Consider the following 23,465-nt stretch of genomic DNA (forward strand, 5'->3'; position numbering starts at 1 on the left):
CGCTCCCACAGGGGGGCGTTCTACACTTGGCGCCTGCTTTTCAGGACCATCCGATGCCTTTCCCGTCGTTGCGAACCCTTGCCTGCGGGCTGCTGTTGCTGAGCGCCCACGCCGCCTTCGCCCAGACACCGCACACCGTGCAGCTGCAGGACCTCACCTGGACCGAAATTCGCGATCAGGTCCAGGCCGGCAAGACCACCATCATCATTCCCATCGGCGGCACCGAGCAGAGTGGCCCGTACATCGCCGTGGGCAAGCACAACGCACGTGCAGCTTTCCTCTCGCAGAAGATCGCCGAACGTCTGGGCAATGCGCTGGTGGCGCCCGTGGTGACCTACGTGCCCGAAGGTGGCACCGCGCCACCCAGTTCGCATATGCGTTTCCCCGGCACCATCACCATCCCCGATGCCGTGTTCGAGCAGATGCTGGAATCGGCCGCGCAAAGCTTTGCCGTGCATGGCTTCCGCAACATCGTCCTGCTGGGCGACCACGGCGGCTATCTGAAGGATCTGGACCGCGTCGCCGCCAGGTTGAACAAAGCCTGGGGCGGCAAGGCGCGCGTCATCGTGCCGCCGGAGTACTACGCCACCTCATCGGAGGGTTTCAACCAGATCCTTCGCCAGCACGGCATCAAGGATGACGAGATCGGCACGCACGCCGGTTTGGCCGATACGTCCCTGCAGCTTGCCGTGGCCCCGCAGATGGTGCGCCTTGGCCAGTTGCAGGATGGCCCCAAGCTGGGCGCCGCCGATGGCGTGTATGGCGGCGACCCGCGCCGCTCCGCGGCTGACCTCGGTCAGCTGGGCGTGAATGCTATTGTGGTAAATACAGTGAATGCCTTGCGTCGCGACACGCAGGCGCACTGACCTCCCCGAATCACCCGACCTAAGTTGTGAGCCATGGCCATCGCTAAATCCCTGCGTTCCTCCCGTCTGTTCCGCCTCGCACCGTTGGCGCTTGCCGCTGCGTGCCTGGCCGGCACTGCCCTGGCGGCTTCGTCCGTCACCACCGTCCCTGGCATGCCGCCGGTGGTGAACGCCGCCAACATGTACAGCGAAGCGGGGCTCAATCACCTCAGCGCCGCCGTGAAGAACGACCCGGCGCGCATCTACGTGCCCAACCTGCGTTCGAACGATGTCTACGTGATCGATCCGGCCACCTACAAGGTGGTGGACAAGTTCAAAGTGGGCGAGGGCCCGCAGCACGTCGTGCCGTCGTGGGATCTGCGCACGCTGTGGGTCACCAACAATGCCGAGCGCAAGAAGACCGGCAGCCTCACGCCGATCGACGCAGCCACCGGCAAGCCGGGCACGGCGGTGCCGGTGGACGATCCGTACAACATGTACTTCACGCCGGACGGCAAGGAAGCGATCGTCGTTGCCGAAGCGTTCGCGCGCCTGGATTTCCGCGATGCTCACAGCATGAAAGAGCATTCCAGCCTCAGCGCGCCGGACTGCAAGGGCATCAACCACGCCGACTTCGCCATCGACGGCAGCTATGCCATCTTCACCTGCGAGTTCACCGGCAAGCTGGTGAAGATCGACATGGTCAACCGCAAGGTGCTCGGTTACCTGGACCTGTCCAAGAAGGGCATGCCGCAGGACATCCGCTCGTCCCCGGACGGCAAGACCTTCTACGTCGCCGACATGATGGCCGATGGCGTGTACCTGATCGACGGCGCCAGCTTCAAGCAGGTGGGCTTCGTCAAGACCGGCGTGGGCACGCATGGCCTGTACCCGAGCCGCGACGGCACCAAGCTGTATGTCGCCAACCGCGGCTCCAACAAGGTGCACGGTCCGCGCGGCGGCAAGGGCAGCGTGTCGGTGATCGACTTCGCCTCGCAGAAGGTGGTGGCCAACTGGCCGATCCCCGGTGGCGGCAGCCCGGACATGGGCAATGTGAGCGCCGATGGCAAGACGCTCTGGCTGTCGGGTCGCTTCGACGACGAGGTCTATGCGATCGACACCGCCACGGGCCAGATCCGCAAGATCAAGGTGGGCCAGGAGCCGCACGGTCTCGCCGTATGGCCGCAGCCGGGCCGTTACTCGCTGGGCCACACGGGCATCATGCGCTGAGCATGAGCGCGCTGGCATAGGCGCGCGATCCCGCTGCTGTCCTTCAACCGCAGCGGGAGTCGATTGACCGCGCGGACGCTGATGCTGCGTTCCACGCCTGTCTCCCGTCGTTGTTGACCGCACCGGCCTGAAAAAAGTCAGGCCGGTGCAAGCACTTGCGTCAAACACGGCGAGTTTCCAACTGTCATGCGGCTGTTATCGCCTTTTCTGAATGCCACTGTTAAATTGTGACGTAGAGCACGTTTTGGCATGCGATTCAGGGAGTGGGCATGAAGGGGAAGCAGTGGCTCGAACGGCTTTTATGCCGTGTTTTCAAGCATCAATGGGCTCGGCCGGAACCCGGTCGCCGCGAATGCAGCCGCTGCGGTCGCGTCGAGGAGCGCAACTGGCGAATGGGCTGAGACGTCGGTCGGCCTCACTGGCAATTGGGGACAGCGTCCCCAATATCGGGGCTTCCCGCATGAGGAAGCCCCATGATTCCGTTCTCCGTCCTCGATCTGGCACCGGTCACCGAAGGCAGCGATACCACCCAGGCCTTCGCCAACACGCTGGATCTGGCCCGTCGCGCCGAGGCGCTTGGCTACCATCGCTATTGGCTGGCCGAGCACCACAACATGCCAGGCATCGCCAGCGCGGCCACCGCCGTGCTGATCGGTCACGTGGCGGGTGGGACCTCGACCATACGTGTCGGCGCGGGCGGCATCATGTTGCCGAACCATGCGCCGCTGCAGGTGGCCGAACAGTTCGGCACGCTGGCGTCGCTGTATCCGGGGCGCATCGATCTGGGACTGGGGCGCGCGCCCGGTACCGATCACGCCACGGCACGGGCGCTACGCCGCTATTTCGACAGCGCGGAGCAGTTCCCGCAGGACGTGGCTGAATTGCTGGCGTATTTCGAGCCGGCGACACCCCATCAACCCGTGCGCGCCGTGCCCGGTGCCGGCATCAATGTGCCGGTGTGGCTGCTGGGCTCGAGCTTGTTCAGCGCCCGCCTGTCGGCTGCGATGGGTTTGCCGTTCGCCTTCGCCTCGCACTTTGCGCCGGACGCGATGGACGATGCGCTGGCCCTGTATCGCCGCGATTTCCGTCCCTCGGCGCGCCTGGCCGCGCCGTACGCGATGCTCGGCGTGAATATCGTCGCGGCGGAAAGCGACCAGGAAGCGAAGCGCCTGTTCACTACCCAGCAGCAGAGTTTCGTCAACCTGCGTCGTGGCCGCCCGGGCCTGATCCCGCCGCCGATCGACAATATCGAAGACTTCTGGACGCCCACCGAAAAATTCGGCGTGGAGCATGCGCTCGCTTGCGCGGTGATCGGCAGCGCCGAGACGGTGAAGCAGGGCATCGAATCGTTTGTCGAACGCCATCGCCCGGACGAGCTGATGATCACCGCGAACGTGTTCGATCACGAGGCGCGTTGTCGCTCGTACGCCATCGTGGCCGATGTAAAGCAGCGTCTGTCGAGCTGACGCCGCCGATCAGGCCGGCGCAAAACTCCTGCGCAAGTCCTGCTGGCAACGCGCCAGCAGCTGCGCGGGAAACGCGGCCACCGGGTCCTCGCTGTAACCAGCCTCGCTGTCGAGCAGGCCTTGTTCGGCGAGGAGCTGGTTCATGGCGAGGCGCTGGGAGACGTAGAGCACGCGACTCATCGGCAGCGTGAGCGCGGCATGGCCGTGCTCGCAATGTTCCACCAGCGCTTCCTGCACGGGTGGCGGCAGATCCCAATGCTGGCCTGCCTGCACGGTGAGTTCGGCGGCGAGCTGCACGCAGCCATCGATGAAGGCCGTTGAGCTGGCGGGCAGTTCGCTGTTCTGCAATTCCTTGTCCAGCAAACGCGCCACGGCGCCCAGGCCGCTATAGCCGACCAGGGCCACCAGATAGGCTTCGAAAGCGTCGCACTGGCCCTTGCTGAGATACACCGCCGCGTGCGCGCAGCGTTCGGCGTGATCCCATAGACGCTGGCCCACGATCTGCCCGTTGGCACCGGCGCTGGCCATCAGGATGGGCTTCATCACGTAAGACGTCACCACGTGGCGCAGGCCGATCTGGCCGAGCAGTACGACCGCGTGCTGCAGACTGCCCACCGGATGGGCGGTGCGATAGGTGACGCTGCCGGTGACGCGCATGACTTCGCCCACCAGCACCGGATCGCGTTTGATCAGGTCGGCCAGCTGGGCGCCGCTGAGTTTGTCGTTCTTCATGGCGCGCATCAGCTGCGGCAGCACCGTTGGCATGCGCGGCAGACTGCGTACGTCGAAGCGGCCGTTCTCGCACTGGTCCTTCAGGCGCTGGAGAACGGCCTGTTCGCGCGGCTTGTTGGCGCTGTCGCCGGCGTTGACCGGCTGGTTGAGGATGAAGCGGAAAAAACGCTCCGCGAGCTCGTCACCCGAGACCATCCCGTGGGGCAGGCTGGTTTCCACCGGGAGTTCCGGCTCGGGCGCAGCCGGCCGCGTCGCTGCTGGTTCTGCCGCGCGCTCACGCCCGAATACCCGCCACCAGTTTCCCATCATCGTGCTGCCAGCTCCCCTGTGTGGCCCCCGCTACGCTGGGGGTATCGGCAGCTGGCGGAAAAAATGTAGTGCGACTGTGCCGCGCTGCGACGCTCTGCTCAGTTATCGGCAGCAGGGGGCAAATGCTTGATCCATGCCGCCGCCCCGAGTCCGGCGCGGCGGCCGCTGGCAAAGCAGGCGGTGAGCAGGTAGCCGCCGGTGGGCGCCTCCCAGTCGAGCATTTCGCCGGCGCAGAACACGCCGGGCAGGGCGGCGAGCATCAGTTGCGGGTCCAGCGCTTCCAGCCGCACGCCGCCGCCGCTGCTGATGGTTTCTTCGATGGGACGGGCGCGGGTGAGTCGCAGCGGCAGGCGCTTGATGCTGCGGGCCAGCGTGTCGACATCGTGGAATTGCTGCCGGTCGAGCACCTCGTGCAGCAGCGCGGCCTTCACCCCGGTGAGCCCGGTCTGGCGACGCAGGTGGTCGCTCATGGAGTGTTTGCCGCGCGGCTTGGCCAGATCGGCGCGCAGGCGATCGAGCGTGCGATCGGGTGCAAGATCGAGTTCGATGGTGATGGGGCCGTGCGCGGCGATGGCGTCGCGGATCAAGGCGGAAAAAGCATAGATCAGGCTGCCTTCGATGCCGTGGGCGGTGATCACGCATTCGCCCTGGCGCGCGTGCTCGCGGCCATGCTCATCGCGCAGATGGATCACTACCGGCTTGAGCGGTGCGCCGGCATGACGACCGGCGATATGTTCGCTCCAGGCGATATCGAAGCCGCAGTTGGAAGGCACCAAGGGCGATACATCGACACCGCGGGCAAGCAACGGCGACTGCCATGCACCCTCCGAACCCAGTTCCGGCCAGCTGCCGCCGCCCATGGCAAGCACCGCTGCATCGGCGCGCACCGCATGTTCGCCATCGGGCGTGGCGAAGCGCAGCAAGCCGTCGTCCGTCCAGCCTAGCCATCGGCGGTGCACATGAAAGCGCACGCCATCCTCGCGCAGGCGGCGTACCCAGCCGCGCAGCAGAGGTGCGGCTTTCAGATCGCTGGGAAACACGCGACCGGACGTGCCAACAAAGGTCTCCACGCCCAGCTGGCGTGCCCAGGCGCGCAAGTCGTCCGCATCGAAATCCTCAAGCCATGCCCCCACTTCTCGCGCACGCTTGCCGTAACGCTGCACGAAATCCGGCTTGGCTTCGCCGTGCGTGAGGTTCATGCCGCCCTTGCCGGCGATGAGGAACTTGCGTCCCACCGAGCCCTTGGCGTCGAACACATCCACCGCCACGCCCGCCGCGTGCGCCGCTTCCGCCGCCATCAGGCCGGCAGGGCCTCCGCCGATGACGGCGAGGCGAACGTGGGTGGGCGTGCTGGACATGGCGGGGCGGATGGCGGGTGGTCGGGCATTGTACAGCCAGGCCAACCGCACCCTTGTAGGAGCGCACTTGTGCGCGACCGGGCGGGCGGAAAGGTGGCGTCGCTCACGCGACGCGGTCGCGCACAAGTGCGCTCCTACAAGGTCAGTCGCCCTTGCCGAGCAGCGGCCTCAACAAATCCAGCGGCAGCGGAAACACAATAGTCGAGGCCTTGCCGCTATTGGACATGTCCGACATGGTCTGCATGTAGCGCAGCTGCAGCGCCTGCGGTTGCTGCGAAAGCATCGCCGCGGCATCGCGCAGTTTTTCGGCCGCCTGCAATTCGCCCTCTGCGTGGATCACCTTGGCGCGGCGCTCGCGTTCCGCTTCCGCCTGGCGGGCAATCGCGCGAACCATGGTCTCGTTGAGATCCACATCCTTGATCTCGACATTGCTGACCTTGATGCCCCAGGGATCGGTGGCTTCGTCCAGGATCTGCTGCAGGCTGTGGTTGATCGAATCACGCTGCGAGAGGATGTCGTCCAGCTCGTGCTGGCCCAGCACCGAGCGCAGACGCGTCTGCGCCAGCTGGCTGGTGGCCTGGAAGAAATCCGCCACCTGCAGCATCGCCTTGTCCGGTTCCACCACGCGGAAGTACACCACTGCATTGACACGCACCGAGACGTTGTCGCGGGAGATCACGTCCTGCGGCGGCACGTCCATCACGGTGACGCGCAAATCCACCCGCATCATGCGCTGGACGATGGGAATCAGGATCACCAGTCCCGGCCCCTTGGTGCCGGTGTAGCGGCCCAGCGTGAGCACTACGCCGCGTTGGTATTCGGGCAGCACCTTGATCGAAAGGAACAGCATCGCCACAGCCCAGATCACGATCACGCCGACGAAACCAAACATGAGCCTCTCCTTTGTTGCCGATGTCAGGCGCGGGTGATGCGCAACAGCAAGCCGTCGCGCCCCACCACGCGGATACGTGAGCCGGCCGGCAGCGGGGCGTCGCCATGCACGCGCCATTGCTCGCCGCCGATGCGCGCCCAGCCATCGCCTGCCGCGTCGAGCGGCTCGGTCAATTCGCCGGTGCTGAGCAGCATGCGTTCGTCGCCATTGAACTTGCGTGTGTGGCGGGCGCGCGCGACGAGGCGCAACAAGAGCGCCAGCACCACCACGCCAGCCAGCGCCATGCCGGCGATCACGCCCAGGTTCACGGCGTAACCGGGCACACCGGCATCGAACAGCATGATCGAGCCGATGACGAAGGAGAGCACGCCGCCGATGCCGATGGCGCCCACCGATGGCATCAAGGCTTCCGCCAGCACTAGGCACACGCCGAGCATCATCAGGGCGAGTCCGGCGTAGTTCACCGGCAATAGCTGCAAGGCATATAACCCGACCAGCAGGCAGATGGCCCCGGCCACGCCCGGCAGCAGTACGCCCGGATGGAAGGCCTCGAGCACCAGGCCATAGATGCCGGCGAGCAGCAGCAGATAGGCGATGGTGGGATGGGTGACCAGCCCCAACAGATGCGTGCGCCAGTTCGGCGCATAGTCGCGCAAGGGCAGCCCCGCCAGATGCAGCGTGACATCCTGGCCATCGACGTGCACGCGACGCCCTTCGAGGCGCGCGAGCAGCGATGAAGCATCGGGCGCCACCAGATCCACCACATGCTTCTGCAGGGCTTCGTCGGCGGTCAGCGTGGCCGCGCCTTGCACGGCCTTGCTGGCCCAGTCGGCATTACGGCCGTTGAGCTGCGCCAGCGATCGGATGAAGGCATTGGCGTCGTTGATCACCTTGTTGGATTCCGCATCGGCGCCCGTCAGTGGCGCTGCGTCCGGTGCGGATGTCGCCGGCGACGGCAGCGGAAGCTTGCCGCTGCCGTCCAGCGATACCGGCGTGGCCGCACCCAGATGCGTGCCGGGCGCCATCGCGGCGATGGGGCAGGCATAGAGGATATAGGTTCCTGCCGATGCGGCGCGGGCACCGCCCGGTGCCACGTAACCAATTACCGGAAGAGGGGAGGCAAGAATGCTGGCAACGATCTGCCGCATCGAATCGGACAGGCCACCCGGGGTGTCCAGTTGCATCAGCACTGCCGTTGCGCCGTCGCGCCTGGCGTGTTGAAGAGAGGTGTCTACGTATTCCGCGGCGGCGGGGCCGATCGGGCCGTTGAGTTCGATGCGCGCCACGAAACCGTCGGAACGCGCCGAGCCACCGGCGGCATCGCCGGCAAGCGTGGTTGAGGCCAGCATCGCGGCACATAGCACACTGGCCGCTGTCTTCAGCCATGGTGTCACGCACGGTCTCCCGTTTGGCGATATCACACTGCGCCAGCGGGTGTTGTCTGGGTGTGAGATAAGCGGGAGGTTTTGCTTGGCCCGCTTGGGTCAGCTAAACGCGGGCTGCCCGTCCGGGTTCAGCAGGCCGTGTTCCACCAGCCACTGCCGGGCATTGGCGGCATCCTCGCCGAACCAGGCCTGGGCCGAGCCGAGCCGGAACGTATAGCCCCAGGCATTCATATCGTCCATCAGGCGCTCGCGGCCCACGCCGGGCAGTTCATCCGCCAGCACGATCTGCAGGTAGCAGGTGGCGTCTTCCTCGGCTACGGAATCGGTGGCGTCGGTATGCACCTCGCTGCGGCGCTCAGGCGGCAGCACGATCAGGTGACCGGCTTCATGCAGCAACGAATGCACGGGGGTGTCATCGCGTGCGTAGACCGTCGTGCCGATGATGCCAGCTTCCTCATCGCCCCAGAAACTGCCGGGGATGGGCGTGCCGATATCGACGCGCTGCAGGGCAAGCCCGTAACGCGCAAGCAAGCGCGCAGGCGCATCGAAGCCGATCTCGGCTAGGCGCATCACGCTGGCTTCGTCAGGAGGAGAGGTGGGAACTGGCATGAGGAAAGAGTCGCCGTGGTTCAGCGGCGACGCACATCGCGAAGTGCGTGGCGCGGCAGTGCCGCGCCACGATCTCAGATGGACTTGGCTGGCGTGTTCTCGGGCAGCGCCACGGAGAGCTCGAGGATCTCGTGTCCGCTGTCGCGCTCGACATTGATGTTGATGGCGTCGAGGTCGACGTGGACGTATTTCTTGATCACTTCGAGCAGCTCGTTGCGCAGCAACGGCAGGTAGTCGGGAGCGCCACGGGTGGAGCGCTCCTGAGCCACGATGATGCGAAGACGCTCCTTGGCGAGTCCAGCGGTGGGTTCCGGCTTGCGCTTCAGGAAATCAAGAATACCCATGCCGATCAGCCTCCGAATACGCGCTGGAAGAAGCCCTTCTTCGGCACCTCGAGGAAGCGCAGGGCACGTTCTTCACCAAGGATGCGGGCAACCGTGTCGCTGTATGCCTGGCCGGCAAACGAGTTGTCGTCCAGGATCACCGGCACGCCGGCGTTGGAGGCGGCCAGCACGTTTTCCGATTCGGGAATCACGCCCACCACGTTGATGCCGAGGATTTCCTCGACGTCCTTCACGCTGAGCATTTCGCCCACGGCCACGCGGGCCGGGTTGTAGCGCGTCAGCAGCAGGTGCTGCTTGATCGCGCCGTCGCCGCGTTCGGCGCGGCGCGTCTTGCTGGCGAGCAGGCCCAGGATGCGATCGGAATCGCGTACCGAGGACACTTCCGGGTTCACCACCACGACGGCGTGATCGGCGAAATACATCGCCAGGTGCGCACCCTTTTCGATGCCGGCCGGCGAATCGCACACGACGTAATCGAAGCCTTCCTTGCCCAGGTCTTCGAGCACTTTCTCGACGCCTTCCTGGGTCAGCGCGTCCTTGTCGCGCGTCTGGCTGGCGGCAAGCACGTAGAGGGTCTCGTAGCGCTTGTCCTTGATCAGCGCCTGCTTGAGCGTGGCTTCGCCGTGCACGACGTTGACGAAGTCGTACACCACGCGCCGCTCGCAGCCCATGATGAGGTCGAGGTTGCGCAGGCCGACGTCGAAATCGATCACCGCGACTTTCTTGCCGGCCATGGCGAGGCCCGTGGCAAGCGAGGCACTGGTCGTGGTTTTGCCCACGCCACCCTTGCCCGAGGTGACAACGATAATCTCAGCAGTCAAGGCTCATCTCCGCATGGTTCTTTGTAGTTGTAATGACTGATCGTCAAAGCTTAGCGATCAGCAATTTTTCCCCTTCGAGCCAGCATCGCACAGACTGGCCTTCGAGGTCTTTTGGAATTTGTTCAAACACGCGGTAGTGACCGGCGATGGCCACCAGCTCCGCGCGGAAGTCTGAAATGTATATGCGCGCTTTCTCATCGCCCTGTGCGCCGGCCATCGCACGACCGCGCAAACTGCCGTAGATATGGATGCTGCCGTCGGCAATCACCTCGGCAGCATTGGCGATGGCGCCGGTGACGACCAGATCGCGATCGCGCGCATACACCTGCTGGCCAGAGCGCACGGTGCCTTCGTAGTGCTGCGCACCGGCGTTGGTGACCGGCGCAGCAGGCTCGGCTTCCTGTCGCACAGGCTCCGTGCGACGCACGGGTTCGGCAGCGGCGGCAGGCGGTGCCGGCGGTGCGATGCTGCCGCCGTCGGCGGGCTCATAGGCGGCGCGGAACTTGGCGATCAGCGGCAAGCCCATGCGCTGGGAGAGCGCATCGACTTCGCTGGTGCCATAGGCCAGGCCCACGGGCAGCATGCCGGCGCTGCGCACGGCTTCGAGCAGCGCGTCGACCGTGCCGTCGTCGGGCAGGTTCATCAGGTGACTGAGGTCCAGCACCACGGCGGCGCGGGCAAACAGCTGGGGTGCGGCGCGAACGCGGCGTTCCAGCTCTTCGCACAGCGCCGCTGCGTCCACGCGCTTGATGCGCACGTTGGCGATGCCGACCTGGCCGAAGCGCAGGTCACAGGCGTCTTGTTGATCCATCTTTGCATTCACTGGCGGCGCTCTCCCGCGAGGCGGCGCCGGGTGGTATCGGGGGAGGAGGACGGGTGCTGGCGTTCGGCCAGCCACGGCACATCGGGAAGGCCGTCGTGGTCCAGATAGGTTTCTCGCACGAAGGCGTAGCTGGGCAGGTCCTTGGCGAGCAGGCTCACCTGGGGACCGTCGCTGCCCATGCGCTGCTGGCCCACTTCCTGGAAGCCGTAGGTGYCGTGGAACAGCACCACCACGTCGTCGCGGGGCTCCAGGAACACTTCGCAGGTCAGCAGCGGCACGCGCACTTCCGCATAGCTGGTGACGTCGCAATAGAAAATGCGACCCAGGCCGTGGCGGCGGTAGGCGTTGGCGATGACGATGCGGTCGATATAGGCAAATTGCGGGTAGTGCTCACAGAACCAGCGATAGTTGGGGCTGTCATAGTCCCGACCTTCGCGGAAGGCGACCAGGAAACCGGCAAGATGGCCATCGATTTCGGCCACCCGGAAATAGTCCGCGTGGTCGTAGAAATAGCGCAGCTGTGCGGTGTCCAGGGCGAGGATGGTGCGGCCGGCGGCGTTGTTGAGCGCCAGTACGGCATCCAGGTCGTGCTCTCGCACGTCGCGGATGGCAAGGGCCATTCGTTGCTCCGCTGTGTGTGGTTCGAAGAGTAAGACCGTTGGATCGGCCCCGCGTGACGGCGGCATTATGACATGCGCCACGCGGCCGCACATAACACGGCGCACCATGTAAAACCTTTGTAAAGCGCCAACCTTTGTGCCTTCTGGCAGGGGTGGAGCAATGACTTCTCACGCATTGCACCAAGTCTGCGGGTAGCGAATGATGCGCATATGGCCTGGTCAAACATTAATCACATCCGGCTGCTCCGGTACGCTGGTCTGTTCACGTACCTCTGCGTCGCGCTGCCGCTGCTCTCCGGTCCTGGCGGGCTGGCGGAGGTCAGTGCGTGGTGGAGCAACCCGAATATCACGGGCTGGATTCTTTCCTACCTGATCTTCGGCGTGACCTATCTGCTGCTGACCCGGCGCTCGGGCATGACGCGCCAGACCGGCTACCCCTCCATCGTCCAGCTGCTCGGGCTGGTGGTGCTGACCGGTTCGGCGGTGGCCATGGGCTGGTTCAGCCAGAGCGGCCTGTCGGCCATGCTGATGCTGGTGATCGCCGTGGTGCTGCCCTGGCAGCTGCCGGTGGGCGCGGGACTGGCCTGGATGCTGCTGCAGAACCTGATGCTGATCCCGATCATCGCCAGTTACATGGGCTGGACCATCGTCACGGCGTTCCTGCAGGTGTGCATGTACCTGGGCATCTCGGCCCTGGTGTTCTTCACCTCGATGATCGCCAGCCTGCAGGCCGAAGAGCGCGAAGTGCAGCGGCGCCTCAATTCCGAGCTGCGCGCCACCCGCGCCTTGCTGGCCGAGTCCACCCGCATCGCCGAGCGCATGCGCATTGCGCGCGACCTCCACGACCTGGTCGGCCATCACCTGACGGCGCTCAGCCTCAATCTGGAAGTGGCCAGCCACCTGGTCAACGCGCAGGCCGCCGAACATGTGCAGAAAGCGCAGGTGACCGCCAAGCATCTGCTGTCGGACGTGCGCGAAGTGGTTAGCGAGCTGCGCCAGGACGACGCGATCGACCTCACCGTCGCCTTGCGCAGCCTGACCGAGGGCGTGCCAGGCCTGAACGTCCACATGGAAACGCCGCCGCGCTTCAGCGTGGAGGATCCCCGTCGCGCCCAGGTGCTGCTGCGTTGTGCCCAGGAAATCATCACCAATACCGCGCGCCATGCCGGCGCGCGCAACCTGTGGCTACGCTTTGATTACGTCAACGCCAACCTGCTGGAGCTCTACGCGCGCGACGATGGCCGCGGCGCGACCAACTTCCGCCCGGGCAATGGCTTGTCGGGCATGCGCGAGCGACTGGTCGAATTCGAGGGCAGTGTGATGGTCGATCCGGCGCTGCTGCAGGGTTTTGCGCTTACCGTGCGCCTGCCGCTGGGCGAGCTGCCGGAACTCGCGCACACCCCGTCACGGTTCGAGCCACCCGCGCTGGGCATGCTGTAGCCTTGCTGGGTTGTCGTGTAAAAATGTGCTGCTTGGATAGCCGCATCGTTTTCTCCGTTGGCCGCGGGCATCGCACGCCGGCCACCTACGTTTCGAGGATCCGCGATGATTTCCGTCTGTCTCGTTGACGACCAGAACCTGGTACGCCAGGGTGTCCGATCACTGCTGGACCTGGCCGAGGACATCCGCGTGGTGGCCGAATGCGCCGATGGCGCCCAGGCCGTGCAGGACATCCCGCGGATCCGGCCCGACGTGGTGCTGCTGGACCTGCGCATGCCCAACATGAGCGGGCTCGAAGTGCTGCAGGCGCTGTCCGCCCGCAATGAATTGCCGCCCACCATCATCCTCACCACCTTTGATGACGATCAGCTCGTGCTGCAAGGCCTCAAGGCCGGCGCCCGCGGCTATCTGCTCAAGGACGTCTCGCTGGAACAACTGGTGGAGGCCGTGCGCACCGTGGCTGCCGGCGGTTCGCTGGTGGCGCCCATGGTCACCCAGCGCCTGCTGGCCGGCGTCGGCCGCATGCAGAACCAGTTCACCAGCCTGGAACAGCCCGACCCGCTGACCGAGCGCGAGACGGAAATCCTGCGCCTGCTGTCGGGCGGCTACAGCAACAAGGAGATCGCCAACTCCTTGAAAGTGGCGGAGGGAACGGTGAAAAACCACGTTTCCAACATTCTTTCCAAGCTGGGCGTGCGCGACCGCACGCGTGCGGTGCTCAAGGCGCTGGAGCTCGGCATCGTCTGAGAGCCTGTTTGCGATCTTCACCTAGCGGAGGTCGCAAACCGGCTCTGAATCCTTGCGGAGCCTTGCCGGACGCCATTCGCAGGCGTCTGGAAGCCCCGTGTCAGGCAGTCTTTACGGCTGGACGCCGGAGCAAGTAGTATCGGAAACTTCGGCGCTGGCCGACCCCCGTTCAGGCAGTGATTCTTCGGGAATCTCCCGTGGCGGGCCGGTCTCCGGCGGCTGCCCTTGTGCCGTGTACCAGAAGAGACGTGCGGAGAATCCTGGAATGATGCGTGTTCTTGAGTTTATTGTTGCCCTAATCATCGTCATCGTCGTGGCGGTGGTCGTGGGCGTGGTGATGCCTGGCAGCGGCCATGTCGAACGGTCGTTGGTCGTTGGCAAGGACATGCGTCAGGTCTACGACGTGCTCAACAATTTCCGCCGCTTCCCGGAGTATTCCGTGCAGCGCGAGTACGACCGCAATATCAAGTTTGATTTCTCGGGCAAGGCTTATGGCCCGGGCGCCGAAATCAGCTGGGCCAGCGATGACGGCAAGGTCGGCAACGGCAAGTTCACCATCGCCTCCGCTGATCCGAGCTTCGACAAGGTCGACTCGACCGCCAAGAAGTCCACCATCGTGTGGAACGTCGACAACGACTGGCGCGGCAACGACAAGCACTTCACGCTTGATCTGGAGCGCAACGGCAGCCGCGGTCAGTTGACCAAGGTGACCTGGTCGTATGACGTCGACTACGGCTTCAACCTGATCAACCGCTATTCCAATCTGTACATTCATGGCGACCCGGATGCCTTCATCCAGTTCAGCCTGAACAACCTGCAGAACGTGCTGGCTGCGGTCCAGAACGTGGACTACACCAAGCTGATCCCGTACATCGAGCAGACCCAGCCCACGCCGGTGCTGATGGTGTCCTCCTCGATCGAGCGCAAGGGTGGCCTCGAGGCCCTCAATGACGCGACGGACAAGGCGATTGGCCAGATCCAGGCCGCCGCCAAGAAGCTGGGCGTGACCACCACCGGTCCGCGCATCATCTACACCACCAACTACGGCGACCAGAACTACTCGTTCGACGTGGCCATGCCGATCAGCGCGACGAGCCTGAACGTTGCCGGCCAGACCGTCGAGCTGGTGGCCGCCAAGGCGCCGGACCTCAACGCCGCCGCGGCCAGCACCAGCGCCGATGCGAGCAGCACCGCCGGCGACACGACTCCGGGTGGTCATGACCGCTTCGGCCGCCTGATCGTCGACAACGATGTGCGTGCTTATCTGGCCTTCGGTGGCCCGGCCCTCAAGGCCGTGTGGAACGGTACCGCCGCTGGCGTGCCGCAGACCCGCGACCTGATGAAGGCCTATGCCCAGACCCACGGCTACAAGTTCGACGAAGTGACCAATCGCTTCTACGACATCGAAGCCAAGCCGGAAGTGAAGCAGGGCGACCAGGTCACGCAGTACGCCGAGTTCGACGTGTACCTGCCGCTGAGCTGGGCTCCGGACCAGACCCCGGAACAGGCTGCGGGCATCAAGCCGCCGTCGCTCGACGACACCGGCAGCGACCAGGCTCCGGCCTCGTCCAGCACCGCCGCTCCGGCCAGCGCCGCCAGCGCCGGCAAGTAAGTCGCTCCGGCGGCAAGCTTCGAAAGGGCCCTTCTTCGGAAGGGCCTTTTCATTTTCAGGCCCTGCGCGGGCCGGGCCGGGCGAACTTTCGGTTACAGTGCGGGTCGATCCCGCAGCCATGCGCGCAGCACTTGCACGCGACTGACTCCACAGGACATGATCGAAACCGAACTGCTCACTCGACGCTATGGTGCCCTCACGGCGGTGGACTCGCTGAGTTTCCGCGCCGAACCGGGCCAGGTGCTCGGGCTGCTGGGCCCCAACGGCGCCGGCAAGACCACCGCCATGCGCATGATCGCGGGCTTCCTCGAGCCCAGCTCGGGCACGGCGCGCGTGTGCGGCTACGACGTGCGCAAGGAGCCGCTGAAGGCCAAGCGCGCGCTGGGCTATCTGCCGGAGGGCGCGCCTAGCTATGGCGAGCTGACCGTGCGCGAATTTCTGTCCTTCATCATCCGCATGCGTGGCTTGCAGCGCGACGAGGGCTCGCGGCGCTTCGATCGCGTGGTTGGCGGGCTGCAACTGGAGAGCGTGCTCGACCAGTGCATCGATACCTTGTCCAAGGGTCTCAAGCGCCGCGTGGGCCTGGCCCAGGCGATCGTGCACAACCCGCAGGTGCTGATGCTCGACGAGCCCACCGATGGTCTGGATCCCAACCAGAAGCACACGGTGCGCCAGCTGATCGACCAGATGGCGCGCGATCGCACCATCCTGATCTCCACGCATTTGCTGGAGGAAGTGCACGCCTTGTGCAATCGCGTGGTGATCATCGCCAACGGCCGCCTGATGGTGGATGCCACGCCGGCCGAGCTCGAATCGCGCTCGCGCTATCACGGCGCTGTGTCCTTCAGCGCGCCGGGCAGCGGCGTATCGCAGGAAATGCTTGGGCGGCTGCCGCAGGTGTCCTCGATCGAGGTCGATCCGATGGACGGTCGCATCACCGTGTTTCCGCGTCCGGGTGAACGCATCCTTGAACCGGTGGAGACGCTGCTGCGTCAGCAAGGGCTCGAAGTGTCGGAGATCCAGCTCGAACGCGGCCGACTCGACGAAGTGTTCCGCCAGATCACCACCGGCGCGGAGAACCGCGAATGAGTCCGATCGCAGCGGTGACACGCCGTGAGCTGCGCAGCTATTTCGTGACGCCGGTGGCGTATGTGTTCCTGGTGATCTTCCTGGTGCTGTCGGGCATCCTCACGTTTTACGCGGGCGATTTCTACGAACGCAATCAGGCGGACCTGCAGCCCTTCTTCGTGATGCATCCGTGGCTTTATCTGGTGCTGGTGCCTGCCGTGTCGATGCGCATGTGGGCCGAAGAAGCCAAGGGCGGCACGCTGGAATTGCTGATGAGCCTGCCGTTGACGCTGGCGCAGGCGATGCTGGGCAAGTTCCTCGCCGCGTGGCTGTTCATAGGATTGGCGCTGGTGTTGACCTTGCCGATCTGGATCACCGTCAATTATCTCGGCTCGCCTGACAACGGCGTGATCCTCGCCGGCTATATCGGCAGCTGGCTGATGGCCGGGGCGTTCCTCGCCATCGGCGCGTCTTTGTCCGCCGTGACGCAGAGCCAGGTGGTGGCCTTTGTGCTGACCCTGGTGGTGTGTTTCCTGCTGATCCTGGTGGGGCAGCCGCAGGTGATGGAGTTTTTCCAGGGCGCGTTGCCGCGCAAGCTGGTGAACGGCCTCGCGCACTTGAGCATGGTGCGTCACTTCGAAGCGATCTCGCGTGGCGTGCTCGACCTGCGTGACTTGTTGTACTTCGTGGCGAGCATGGCTGCCTGGCTCATCGCCGGCGTACTCACGCTCGACCTGAAAAGGACGCCATGAGCATGCGGCGCATCCATTTCAGTCGTCGCGCCGTGTTGTCGGCGGCCCTGGTGCTGCTGGCGATCGTGTTCGTGACTTTCGTGCTTGCCAGCAGCCGCTGGCGCATGGGGCGCATCGACCTTACCTCGGACAAGCTCTACACGCTGACGCCGGGCACCGTGCATATCGTGGATGGGCTGCATGCGCCGCTGCGCCTGACGCTTTATTTCTCCAGCCATGCCACGCGCGACCTGCCGCAGCTGCGCAGCTATGAGCAGCGCGTGGCCGAGATGTTGCAGGAGATGGTGGCGCGCGCGCATGGCCGCCTGCGCCTGCAGATTGTCGACCCCGTGCCGTATTCCGATGACGAGGCCAGCGCGGAAGGCTATGGCTTGTCGCCCATCAGCGGCGGCACCAACGGCGAGCGCGTGTTTTTCGGCCTGGTGGGCAGCACGCTGCCTTCGAACGCGGACGGCGATGGCGACGGCGAGACGCACTTGCCCACCAAGGTGCAGTCGATTGCGCTGTTCGATCCATCGCGCGAAACCTTCCTCGAATACGACATTGCCAAGCTGCTGTACGAGCTGGACCAGCCGTCCAAGCCGCATATCGGCGTGATCAGCAGCCTGCCGGTGCAGGGCAATCCGGTGATCGGCGAGGAGCCGTGGGCCGTGATGCGTCAGCTGGGCCAGCAGTTCGACGTGAAGTCGTTCGACCCGAGCAAGCTGACCCACATCGACGCCGACATCAAGGCGTTGCTGGTGATCCATCCCAAGCACATGCCGGCCGATGCGCTGTACGCGATCGATCAATACGTGCTCAACGGCGGTCATCTGGTGGTGTTCGTGGACCCGGTGGCCGAGATGGACAACACGCCGTTCATCGACAGCAGCGGCGTCACCGACGACCACAACTCGAATCTGTCGCGCCTGTTCGATGCCTGGGGCGTGCAATACGATCCGCAAAAAGTGGTGCTCGACCGTTCGCGCGCGCTGCGCATCGAACTGGCCGACAATAGCTCCATGAGCCATCCGGCAATGCTCGGCCTGGGCCAGCAGGAGCTCAACCACGATGACGTGACCACAGCGAGCCTGCAGCGCATCAATGTGTCCAGCGTGGGTTATTTCGACCTCGCGCCGGGCACCACCTCGCGCCTGCAGCCACTGATGCAGTCGACGACGGATGCCGAGGTGGTGTCGAGCGAGCGCGTGCGCGAGTCGCTCAACAACCCGGCCGGGCTGCTGGACAACTACAAGCCCGACAACCTGCACTATGTGATCGCCGCACGCGTGCGCGGACAGTTTCCCAGCGCCTTCCCGGAACGCGCCGGCCAGAAGGGGCACGTGCCGGGCGTCGGCAATGCGGAAGTGATCCTGGTGGCTGATACCGACCTGCTGAGCGATCGCCTGTGGGTGTCGTACGCGCAAAGCCTGCTGGGCCAGCCGCAGTTGAGCGCGATCGCCAACAACGGCGACCTGATCACCAATATCGCCGATAACCTCAGTGGTTCCTCGGCGCTGCTCTCCATCCATGGCCGGGTGAGTTCGCAGCGGCCCTTCACGCGCGTGCTCGCCTTGCAAAGCGCGGCCGACCAGAAATACCTGGCCAAGAAGCAGGAGCTGCAACGCGAACTTGCCGTCACGCGTACCCGCCTGAGCGAACTGCAGCCGGCCAAGGCGGCAGGGCGGGGCGACACCGCCAGTCCCGAGCAGCGCGCCGAGATCGAACAGTTCCTGCAGCGCCAGCTGGCGATCAACAAGGAATTGCGCGATGTGCAGCACCAGTTCAACGCCGAGATCGACGCGCTCGGCCTGCGCCTGAAGTTCATCAATATCGTGCTGATCCCGGCGCTGGTGACGGTGATCGGCCTGCTCTATGGCTGGCGTCGCTCGCGGCGCAGCAGGCGGCGCGCGTGAAGGTGACAGGCAGTGCTGAAGTGTCGCAGCCGCTTGCCGTGGATGCGTCCGGGACGGCGCGTATGATGGCTGGTCGCCACTGATACGGTCCGGTACGTTCGATGATCGATAGCGTGCTCAAGTGGATCGTGCCCTGGGAGTTTTCCTGGGTGTTCCTGCTCGGCTTTATCGCCTGCTGCGTGCTGTATGTGCGCGGCTGCCGTCGCCTGCCGGTGAGCTTTGGCCGCCGCCTGTCGTTCTGGACGGGCATGGCGCTGATCTATGTGTCGCTGCACACCTATCTGGATTACTTCTTCGAGCATGAGTTCTTCATGCATCGCATCCAGCAGATCCTGCTGCACCATCTGGCGCCCCTGCTGATCATTGCCTCGTATCCCGGCACGGTGCTGCACAAAGGCCTGCCGTTCGCATGGCGCCTGCGCCTGCTGCATCCCATCCGGCGTTCGGCGCCGTGGCGTATGGCGAGTGCGGTGTGGTGCAACCCGGCGGTGGCCACGGTGCTGTTCGTCGCGTTCATCCTGGTCTGGCTGATCCCGTCGATGCAGACGCTCGCCATGCTCGATTGGCGCATCTATCGCTTCATGAACTGGTCGATGCTGGCCAGCGGATTCACCTACTGGTGGCTGGTTCTCGACCATCGGCCGCGTCCACCGGGCCGCATGACGCCGGGCATCCGCGTGCTGTCGCCTGGCATCACCATGACGCCGCAGATCCTGGCCGGCGCCATCGTCACCTTCTCCAAGACCGACCTTTATCCGATCTTCGAAATCTGCGGCCGCGCCTTCACTTTCAACGTGCTCACCGCGCAGCTGGTGGGCGGCGTGATCATGTGGGTGCCGGCGGCCTTGATCGAATCCATCGGTGGGCTGCTGGCGATGCGCCAATGGTTGCGGCTCTCACGCAGCGGGCGAATTCGGCGCAAGCCGTGGCCGTCTCGGCGATCTGCCGCAACAGCACAGCAATAACCCTCACTGTGGGAGCGCACCCTGTGCGCGACTCGGGGCTTGCGAAGCCTCCAAGCGCTCGGCTGCCGAACCTGTCGCGCACAGGGTGCGCTCCCACAGGTGGTGGGGCGAGTTTTATCCGCCGGTGGCGTTGGCCGGTCGCGCCACGAAATCGGCATCCAGCGTGCTGCCGTCACCGAAGGTAAGCGTCACTTTGACCTTTTCGCCAATCGTTACCGGCGCAGCAGCCTTCATCAGCATCAAGTGGTAACCGCCAGGCGATAGCTCAGCCTTCCCATGAGCCGGGATGGCAAGCTCATCGACCATCGCCATGCGATTGACGCCACCCGCGCCGCTGCTCTGGTGCAGCATGGCCTCGCCATAACGCGAACTATGTGCCCCGCGCAGGCTGGCCGCCTGGTCGCCGGTATTTTCCAACACCACGTAAGCGCCGGCGGGAAGATCGCCGGGCAGCACGCGAATCCATGCACCGCTGGCGCGGATGTGTTCCGCTTCGGTGGCGCCGACGCCGGTGGTCAGCAGCAGGCTGGCAACCAGCAAGGGCAGGGTGATGCGACGACTCATGACGATGATCCCGGACTCAGCAGCAGATGCAGGTCGTGAACCATTTCGTCCTGCGTGTTGTTGGGCGTGGACAGCAGGCGTGCCTTGCCCTGGTCATCGAACAGATAGATGGCCGAACTGTGGCTCACTTCATACTGGCCGTCGGCACGATCAGGCTCGCGGGTGAAGGCGGATCGATAGCGCTTGCTCAGCGCTTCGATCTCGCGCGGCGTGCCGGACAAGCCGACCGCGCGCGGATCGAACGCATTGACGTAGGCATGCATGATCTCGGGCGTATCACGTGCGGGGTCGACGCTCACGAACAGGATGCGCGCGCCATCGGCCAAGGGGCCAAGACGCTGCATCACTACGTGCAGTTGCGCGAGCGTCAGCGGACAGACATCGGGGCAGTGCGTGTAGCCGAAATACAACAGCACCACCTTGCCGCGGAAGTCCTGGCCAGAGACTTTCTTGCCGTGGTCGTCGACCAGCTGAAAGTCGAGGTCCGGCATGTGGCCGGTGACATTGGTGAGTCGCCATTCGATGTTGTCGTCGCGATGACAGCCGGCCAGCAAGCAGGTGCCGACGGCAAGCATCAGCAGCATCAGCCACCGGCGGGTGCGACAACGCTTCGTGCGAGAATCGATAGGAATCATCCGGGCAGCATACGACACTGGCCGCCCGCCCGGATGGCGGCGAACCGAGGAGCTATGCGCATGCGACAACCTGCCTATGCGACAGGCGTGCTGGTCGGCCTGGCCGGCGCCAGCGCCGTGATCCTGGGGGCGTTCGGTGCGCACGCGCTGCGTGACGTGCTGGATGCCCGCGGCAGCGAGTTGTGGCATACGGCGGTGAGCTACCACTTCTGGCATGCGCTCGCGCTCGCCTTCGCCGTGATGACGGCGAAGGGGCGCGCACGCCGGGTCGCCGTCTCCGCTTTCGCCAGCGGCATCGTGGTGTTCAGCGGCAGCCTCTACGCGCTGGCGCTGGGTGCGCCGCGGTGGTTCGGGGCGATCACGCCGCTGGGCGGCGTGGCCTTTATCGTGGGCTGGATCGCGCTTGGCGTCGCGCTGTCTACCCGGGCCGGCCGCGACGCTGCCTGAAAAAAGTCAGGCCCGATCCACGCGCGCCGCGTAGCAACCGGGGCGCGCCATGTGGATATGCAGGTAGGCGACGATCGGATCGGCAAACAAGCGCTCGATCAGCGGTTCCAGCGCCGTGCCCTGGGCCACGTCGGCGTCCCGCAACATGCCTTGCTCGTCGAACCCGCGCACCGAGAGCAGCCGGCGACGCAATTGATCGGGCACTTCATCGATGCGGTCGTATTGTTGTTCGCCTTCGCGGATGTAGATCGCATGGGTCGAACGAAACGGCGAGTTGGCCGGTTGGTGTTCATAGTTGAGCAGGACCAGCGGCTGCCCGGGTTCGGCATCGGTAAGGCTGATGCGGCACGGATAGCCGTGGGGCTGATCGGCCACCACGCGCATGGCCTGGCGCTGGGCTAGAGCTTCGTCGGACAGCGAAAACAGTTCGGCAAACGGTTCGGCGGGCAGGCCGGAAAGACGGAAATGCATGACGGAGCTCCTGGGATTGGACGGCTCCCAGCGTCGCGCGATCAAGCCTTTCCGGCCATCCGATTCTTGCGCCTGCTGGCTCAGTCGACGCGAAACACCTGCACGCCTTCGCACTCCGGGCAACGGTAGCTTTGCAGTTCCGTGCGCTGTTCCTGCGACCACCGCTGCGCTTCGGCGGGCAGCGGATCGTAGCGTTCCATTTCCACGCTCTCGCCTGTGCTGGAGCAGGTTTCGCACAGCACCGGGCCGTCAGGCAGCAGGCGATAGGTTTGGCTCTCGGCCATGGCGGTTCTCCGGACGTCACTGAAGCGACGAAAGTAGCGCCGGTGTCGTGCAGGCTGCGTCGAAGCGGGATAAACGCCGCTGGCCGCCAACTTCAATCGGTGTCGTCATCCTGTACAGGTTCGGACGCCTCGCGCTTGAGGCGGCCCTGCTTGCGCAAGGCCTCGCGCAGTACGAATTCGATCTGCGCGTTGACGCTGCGCAGATCATCGTCGGCCCAGCGCTGCATGGCTTCAAGCACGGCAGCGCTGATACGCAGTGGATAAGCCTTTTTCTCAACCGCCATAGAGTGTGCCGGCATTCACCACCGGTTGCGTGGAACGATCGCCGCACAACACTACCAGCAGGTTGCTGACCATGGCGGCTTTGCGCTCTTCGTCCAGCTCCACCACGCCCTGCGATTTGAGCTTGTCCAGCGCCATCGCCACCATGCCTACAGCGCCTTCCACGATGCGTTCGCGCGCGGCCACGATGGCGTTGGCCTGCTGGCGCTGCAGCATGGCCTGGGCGATTTCCTGGGCATAGGCGAGGTGGCTGATGCGCGCTTCGATCACGTGCACGCCGGCTTTTTCCAGGCGCGCCTGGATTTCATCGCGCAGGTGATTGTTGATGACCTCGCCGTGGCTGCGCAGCGAAGGCTTGCCGTCGTCGTGCGCATCGTACGGGTAGTTCTGGGCCATCTGGCGCAAAGCCGATTCGCTCTGGATGTTCACGAAGTTCTCGTAGTCGTCCACGCAGAACACCGCTTCGGCCGTATCGATCACTTCCCACACCACCACGGCAGCGATCTCGATGGGATTGCCGTCGCTATCGTTGACCTTGAGCTTGCTGCTTTCGAAGTTGCGCACGCGCAGCGAGACGCGGCGGCGGCTGCAGAACGGGTTGGTCCAGCGCAGGCCTTCCTCGCGCACGGTGCCGTGGTATTTGCCGAACAACTGCAGCACCTGGCCTTCGTTCGGGGCCACCTGGAAGAAGCCCTTGGCCATGAAGCCGGCGAGCAGGTGGATGGCGATGCCCAGGCCGATCGCGACGACGACCGGTGCCTCGTGCACCAGACCGTAGCCTTCCAGCGCCAGGCCGAGGGCGCCGAGGAGTAGCACGAAGAAGACCGTGGGGATGCCGGCGGTCGAAAAGCCTTGCTGTTCGTTCATGG

General features: G+C 64.8%; 26 protein-coding genes. 11 read left to right on the top strand and 15 right to left on the bottom strand.

Going from position 1 to position 23,465, the window contains the following annotated elements:
• Nucleotides 1-53: 53 nt before the first annotated feature.
• The 3 genes from AC1DKY_RS06370 to AC1DKY_RS06380 all read left to right on the top strand — a co-directional run bounded on the left by AC1DKY_RS06370 (nt 54) and on the right by AC1DKY_RS06380 (nt 3,541).
• The gene (locus AC1DKY_RS06370) at nt 54-866 is read left to right on the top strand and encodes a creatininase family protein (RefSeq protein WP_441604209.1); all 813 of its coding nucleotides are present in this window, start codon (nt 54-56) and stop codon (nt 864-866) included.
• A gap of 33 nt (nt 867-899) precedes the next feature.
• Complete coding sequence (locus AC1DKY_RS06375; protein ID WP_441604208.1) at nt 900-2,075, top strand: YncE family protein; 1,176 nt, start codon at nt 900-902, stop codon at nt 2,073-2,075.
• Between the two features lie 473 nt (nt 2,076-2,548).
• Nucleotides 2,549-3,541 carry an LLM class flavin-dependent oxidoreductase gene (locus tag AC1DKY_RS06380; RefSeq protein WP_441604207.1) on the top strand — a complete coding sequence of 331 codons (993 nt, stop codon included), beginning with the start codon at nt 2,549-2,551 and terminating at the stop codon, nt 3,539-3,541.
• A gap of 9 nt (nt 3,542-3,550) precedes the next feature.
• Here AC1DKY_RS06380 and AC1DKY_RS06385 read toward each other — a convergent pair whose 3' ends face one another.
• The 9 genes from AC1DKY_RS06385 to AC1DKY_RS06425 form a co-directional block, all read right to left on the bottom strand.
• A complete protein-coding gene (locus tag AC1DKY_RS06385; RefSeq protein ID WP_441604206.1) occupies nt 3,551-4,492 on the bottom strand; it encodes an HDOD domain-containing protein in 942 nt (313 codons plus the stop codon).
• A 188-nt stretch (nt 4,493-4,680) separates the two neighbouring features.
• The gene (locus AC1DKY_RS06390) at nt 4,681-5,940 is read right to left on the bottom strand and encodes a TIGR03862 family flavoprotein (protein ID WP_441604205.1); all 1,260 of its coding nucleotides are present in this window, start codon (nt 5,938-5,940) and stop codon (nt 4,681-4,683) included.
• Nucleotides 5,941-6,082: 142 nt separating this feature from the next.
• Nucleotides 6,083-6,832, bottom strand: coding sequence for a slipin family protein (locus tag AC1DKY_RS06395; RefSeq protein ID WP_441604204.1), 750 nt, complete (start codon nt 6,830-6,832; stop codon nt 6,083-6,085).
• 23 nt (nt 6,833-6,855) lie between these two features.
• Nucleotides 6,856-8,226, bottom strand: coding sequence for an NfeD family protein (locus tag AC1DKY_RS06400; protein WP_441604203.1), 1,371 nt, complete (start codon nt 8,224-8,226; stop codon nt 6,856-6,858).
• Nucleotides 8,227-8,316: 90 nt separating this feature from the next.
• Nucleotides 8,317-8,826, bottom strand: a complete 510-nt coding sequence (locus AC1DKY_RS06405) for a hypothetical protein (RefSeq protein WP_441604202.1) — start codon at nt 8,824-8,826, stop codon at nt 8,317-8,319.
• Between the two features lie 74 nt (nt 8,827-8,900).
• On the bottom strand, nt 8,901-9,170 hold the full coding sequence (minE, locus tag AC1DKY_RS06410; protein ID WP_441604201.1) for a cell division topological specificity factor MinE: 270 nt from the start codon (nt 9,168-9,170) through the stop codon (nt 8,901-8,903).
• 5 nt (nt 9,171-9,175) lie between these two features.
• Nucleotides 9,176-9,991 carry a septum site-determining protein MinD gene (gene minD, locus AC1DKY_RS06415; protein ID WP_046970574.1) on the bottom strand — a complete coding sequence of 272 codons (816 nt, stop codon included), beginning with the start codon at nt 9,989-9,991 and terminating at the stop codon, nt 9,176-9,178.
• Nucleotides 9,992-10,034: 43 nt separating this feature from the next.
• Complete coding sequence (gene minC, locus AC1DKY_RS06420) at nt 10,035-10,802, bottom strand: septum site-determining protein MinC (protein ID WP_441604200.1); 768 nt, start codon at nt 10,800-10,802, stop codon at nt 10,035-10,037.
• Between the two features lie 8 nt (nt 10,803-10,810).
• Nucleotides 10,811-11,434: a GNAT family N-acetyltransferase gene (locus tag AC1DKY_RS06425; RefSeq protein WP_477179889.1), complete on the bottom strand. Its 624-nt coding sequence runs from the start codon at nt 11,432-11,434 to the stop codon at nt 10,811-10,813.
• 210 nt (nt 11,435-11,644) lie between these two features.
• Between AC1DKY_RS06425 and AC1DKY_RS06430 the strand changes: the two genes are divergently transcribed.
• The 7 genes from AC1DKY_RS06430 (at nt 11,645) to AC1DKY_RS06460 (ending at nt 19,913) form a co-directional block, all read left to right on the top strand.
• Nucleotides 11,645-12,874 (top strand): sensor histidine kinase, encoded by a 1,230-nt coding sequence (locus tag AC1DKY_RS06430; protein WP_441604199.1) that lies wholly within the window; start codon nt 11,645-11,647, stop codon nt 12,872-12,874.
• A gap of 105 nt (nt 12,875-12,979) precedes the next feature.
• Entirely contained in the window at nt 12,980-13,621 is a 642-nt protein-coding gene (locus AC1DKY_RS06435; RefSeq protein WP_046970578.1) for a response regulator, read from the top strand.
• Nucleotides 13,622-13,886: 265 nt separating this feature from the next.
• Nucleotides 13,887-15,233 (top strand): polyketide cyclase, encoded by a 1,347-nt coding sequence (locus tag AC1DKY_RS06440; protein WP_441604198.1) that lies wholly within the window; start codon nt 13,887-13,889, stop codon nt 15,231-15,233.
• A 156-nt stretch (nt 15,234-15,389) separates the two neighbouring features.
• Nucleotides 15,390-16,322, top strand: a complete 933-nt coding sequence (locus tag AC1DKY_RS06445; protein WP_046970580.1) for an ABC transporter ATP-binding protein — start codon at nt 15,390-15,392, stop codon at nt 16,320-16,322.
• The gene (locus AC1DKY_RS06450) at nt 16,319-17,053 is read left to right on the top strand and encodes an ABC transporter permease subunit (protein WP_441604197.1); all 735 of its coding nucleotides are present in this window, start codon (nt 16,319-16,321) and stop codon (nt 17,051-17,053) included. Before AC1DKY_RS06445 ends, AC1DKY_RS06450 begins: the two co-directional genes overlap by 4 nt.
• Nucleotides 17,050-18,948 (top strand): GldG family protein, encoded by a 1,899-nt coding sequence (locus AC1DKY_RS06455; protein ID WP_441604196.1) that lies wholly within the window; start codon nt 17,050-17,052, stop codon nt 18,946-18,948. The genes AC1DKY_RS06450 and AC1DKY_RS06455 overlap by 4 nt, the downstream gene beginning before the upstream one ends.
• A gap of 101 nt (nt 18,949-19,049) precedes the next feature.
• Nucleotides 19,050-19,913, top strand: coding sequence for a cytochrome c oxidase assembly protein (locus AC1DKY_RS06460; RefSeq protein WP_441604195.1), 864 nt, complete (start codon nt 19,050-19,052; stop codon nt 19,911-19,913).
• 114 nt (nt 19,914-20,027) lie between these two features.
• On the opposite strand, the gene AC1DKY_RS06465 is transcribed toward AC1DKY_RS06460, so the two are convergent.
• Together AC1DKY_RS06465 and AC1DKY_RS06470 are read right to left on the bottom strand one after the other, a co-directional pair.
• Nucleotides 20,028-20,477 carry a copper chaperone PCu(A)C gene (locus tag AC1DKY_RS06465; protein ID WP_441604194.1) on the bottom strand — a complete coding sequence of 150 codons (450 nt, stop codon included), beginning with the start codon at nt 20,475-20,477 and terminating at the stop codon, nt 20,028-20,030.
• Nucleotides 20,474-21,061, bottom strand: coding sequence for an SCO family protein (locus AC1DKY_RS06470; protein WP_441604193.1), 588 nt, complete (start codon nt 21,059-21,061; stop codon nt 20,474-20,476). The genes AC1DKY_RS06465 and AC1DKY_RS06470 overlap by 4 nt, the downstream gene beginning before the upstream one ends.
• A 111-nt stretch (nt 21,062-21,172) precedes the next feature.
• On the opposite strand from AC1DKY_RS06470, the gene AC1DKY_RS06475 reads away from it, so the two are divergent.
• A complete protein-coding gene (locus tag AC1DKY_RS06475) occupies nt 21,173-21,559 on the top strand; it encodes a DUF423 domain-containing protein (protein WP_441604192.1) in 387 nt (128 codons plus the stop codon).
• 6 nt (nt 21,560-21,565) lie between these two features.
• Here the strand turns inward: AC1DKY_RS06475 and AC1DKY_RS06480 are convergent, their stop codons facing one another.
• The 4 genes from AC1DKY_RS06480 to AC1DKY_RS06495 form a co-directional block, all read right to left on the bottom strand.
• Nucleotides 21,566-22,030: a DUF1203 domain-containing protein gene (locus AC1DKY_RS06480; protein WP_441604191.1), complete on the bottom strand. Its 465-nt coding sequence runs from the start codon at nt 22,028-22,030 to the stop codon at nt 21,566-21,568.
• Between the two features lie 80 nt (nt 22,031-22,110).
• Nucleotides 22,111-22,314, bottom strand: coding sequence for a hypothetical protein (locus AC1DKY_RS06485; protein WP_441604190.1), 204 nt, complete (start codon nt 22,312-22,314; stop codon nt 22,111-22,113).
• A gap of 92 nt (nt 22,315-22,406) precedes the next feature.
• On the bottom strand, nt 22,407-22,598 hold the full coding sequence (locus tag AC1DKY_RS06490) for a type II toxin-antitoxin system antitoxin (RefSeq protein ID WP_121878824.1): 192 nt from the start codon (nt 22,596-22,598) through the stop codon (nt 22,407-22,409).
• On the bottom strand, nt 22,588-23,463 hold the full coding sequence (locus tag AC1DKY_RS06495) for an SPFH domain-containing protein (RefSeq protein ID WP_441604189.1): 876 nt from the start codon (nt 23,461-23,463) through the stop codon (nt 22,588-22,590). The genes AC1DKY_RS06490 and AC1DKY_RS06495 overlap by 11 nt, the downstream gene beginning before the upstream one ends.
• Nucleotides 23,464-23,465: the final 2 nt, after the last annotated feature.

The organism is Dyella sp. 01N448 (assembly GCF_056399225.1).

What these genes read in the sequence shown, in the direction of transcription:
- AC1DKY_RS06370 (WP_441604209.1), top strand. Translation starts at nt 54, where the DNA reads ATGCCTTTCCCGTCGTTGCGAACCCTTGCCTGCGGGCTGCTGTTGCTG.
- AC1DKY_RS06375 (WP_441604208.1), top strand. Translation starts at nt 900, where the DNA reads ATGGCCATCGCTAAATCCCTGCGTTCCTCCCGTCTGTTCCGCCTCGCA.
- AC1DKY_RS06380 (WP_441604207.1), top strand. Translation starts at nt 2,549, where the DNA reads ATGATTCCGTTCTCCGTCCTCGATCTGGCACCGGTCACCGAAGGCAGC.
- AC1DKY_RS06390 (WP_441604205.1), bottom strand. Translation starts at nt 5,940, where the DNA reads ATGTCCAGCACGCCCACCCACGTTCGCCTCGCCGTCATCGGCGGAGGC.
- AC1DKY_RS06395 (WP_441604204.1), bottom strand. Translation starts at nt 6,832, where the DNA reads ATGTTTGGTTTCGTCGGCGTGATCGTGATCTGGGCTGTGGCGATGCTG.
- AC1DKY_RS06405 (WP_441604202.1), bottom strand. Translation starts at nt 8,826, where the DNA reads ATGCCAGTTCCCACCTCTCCTCCTGACGAAGCCAGCGTGATGCGCCTA.
- minE (WP_441604201.1), bottom strand. Translation starts at nt 9,170, where the DNA reads ATGGGTATTCTTGATTTCCTGAAGCGCAAGCCGGAACCCACCGCTGGA.
- minC (WP_441604200.1), bottom strand. Translation starts at nt 10,802, where the DNA reads ATGGATCAACAAGACGCCTGTGACCTGCGCTTCGGCCAGGTCGGCATC.
- AC1DKY_RS06430 (WP_441604199.1), top strand. Translation starts at nt 11,645, where the DNA reads ATGGCCTGGTCAAACATTAATCACATCCGGCTGCTCCGGTACGCTGGT.
- AC1DKY_RS06435 (WP_046970578.1), top strand. Translation starts at nt 12,980, where the DNA reads ATGATTTCCGTCTGTCTCGTTGACGACCAGAACCTGGTACGCCAGGGT.
- AC1DKY_RS06440 (WP_441604198.1), top strand. Translation starts at nt 13,887, where the DNA reads ATGATGCGTGTTCTTGAGTTTATTGTTGCCCTAATCATCGTCATCGTC.
- AC1DKY_RS06445 (WP_046970580.1), top strand. Translation starts at nt 15,390, where the DNA reads ATGATCGAAACCGAACTGCTCACTCGACGCTATGGTGCCCTCACGGCG.
- AC1DKY_RS06450 (WP_441604197.1), top strand. Translation starts at nt 16,319, where the DNA reads ATGAGTCCGATCGCAGCGGTGACACGCCGTGAGCTGCGCAGCTATTTC.
- AC1DKY_RS06455 (WP_441604196.1), top strand. Translation starts at nt 17,050, where the DNA reads ATGAGCATGCGGCGCATCCATTTCAGTCGTCGCGCCGTGTTGTCGGCG.
- AC1DKY_RS06460 (WP_441604195.1), top strand. Translation starts at nt 19,050, where the DNA reads ATGATCGATAGCGTGCTCAAGTGGATCGTGCCCTGGGAGTTTTCCTGG.
- AC1DKY_RS06465 (WP_441604194.1), bottom strand. Translation starts at nt 20,477, where the DNA reads ATGAGTCGTCGCATCACCCTGCCCTTGCTGGTTGCCAGCCTGCTGCTG.
- AC1DKY_RS06470 (WP_441604193.1), bottom strand. Translation starts at nt 21,061, where the DNA reads ATGCTGCTGATGCTTGCCGTCGGCACCTGCTTGCTGGCCGGCTGTCAT.
- AC1DKY_RS06475 (WP_441604192.1), top strand. Translation starts at nt 21,173, where the DNA reads ATGCGACAACCTGCCTATGCGACAGGCGTGCTGGTCGGCCTGGCCGGC.
- AC1DKY_RS06480 (WP_441604191.1), bottom strand. Translation starts at nt 22,030, where the DNA reads ATGCATTTCCGTCTTTCCGGCCTGCCCGCCGAACCGTTTGCCGAACTG.
- AC1DKY_RS06485 (WP_441604190.1), bottom strand. Translation starts at nt 22,314, where the DNA reads ATGGCCGAGAGCCAAACCTATCGCCTGCTGCCTGACGGCCCGGTGCTG.
- AC1DKY_RS06490 (WP_121878824.1), bottom strand. Translation starts at nt 22,598, where the DNA reads ATGGCGGTTGAGAAAAAGGCTTATCCACTGCGTATCAGCGCTGCCGTG.
- AC1DKY_RS06495 (WP_441604189.1), bottom strand. Translation starts at nt 23,463, where the DNA reads ATGAACGAACAGCAAGGCTTTTCGACCGCCGGCATCCCCACGGTCTTC.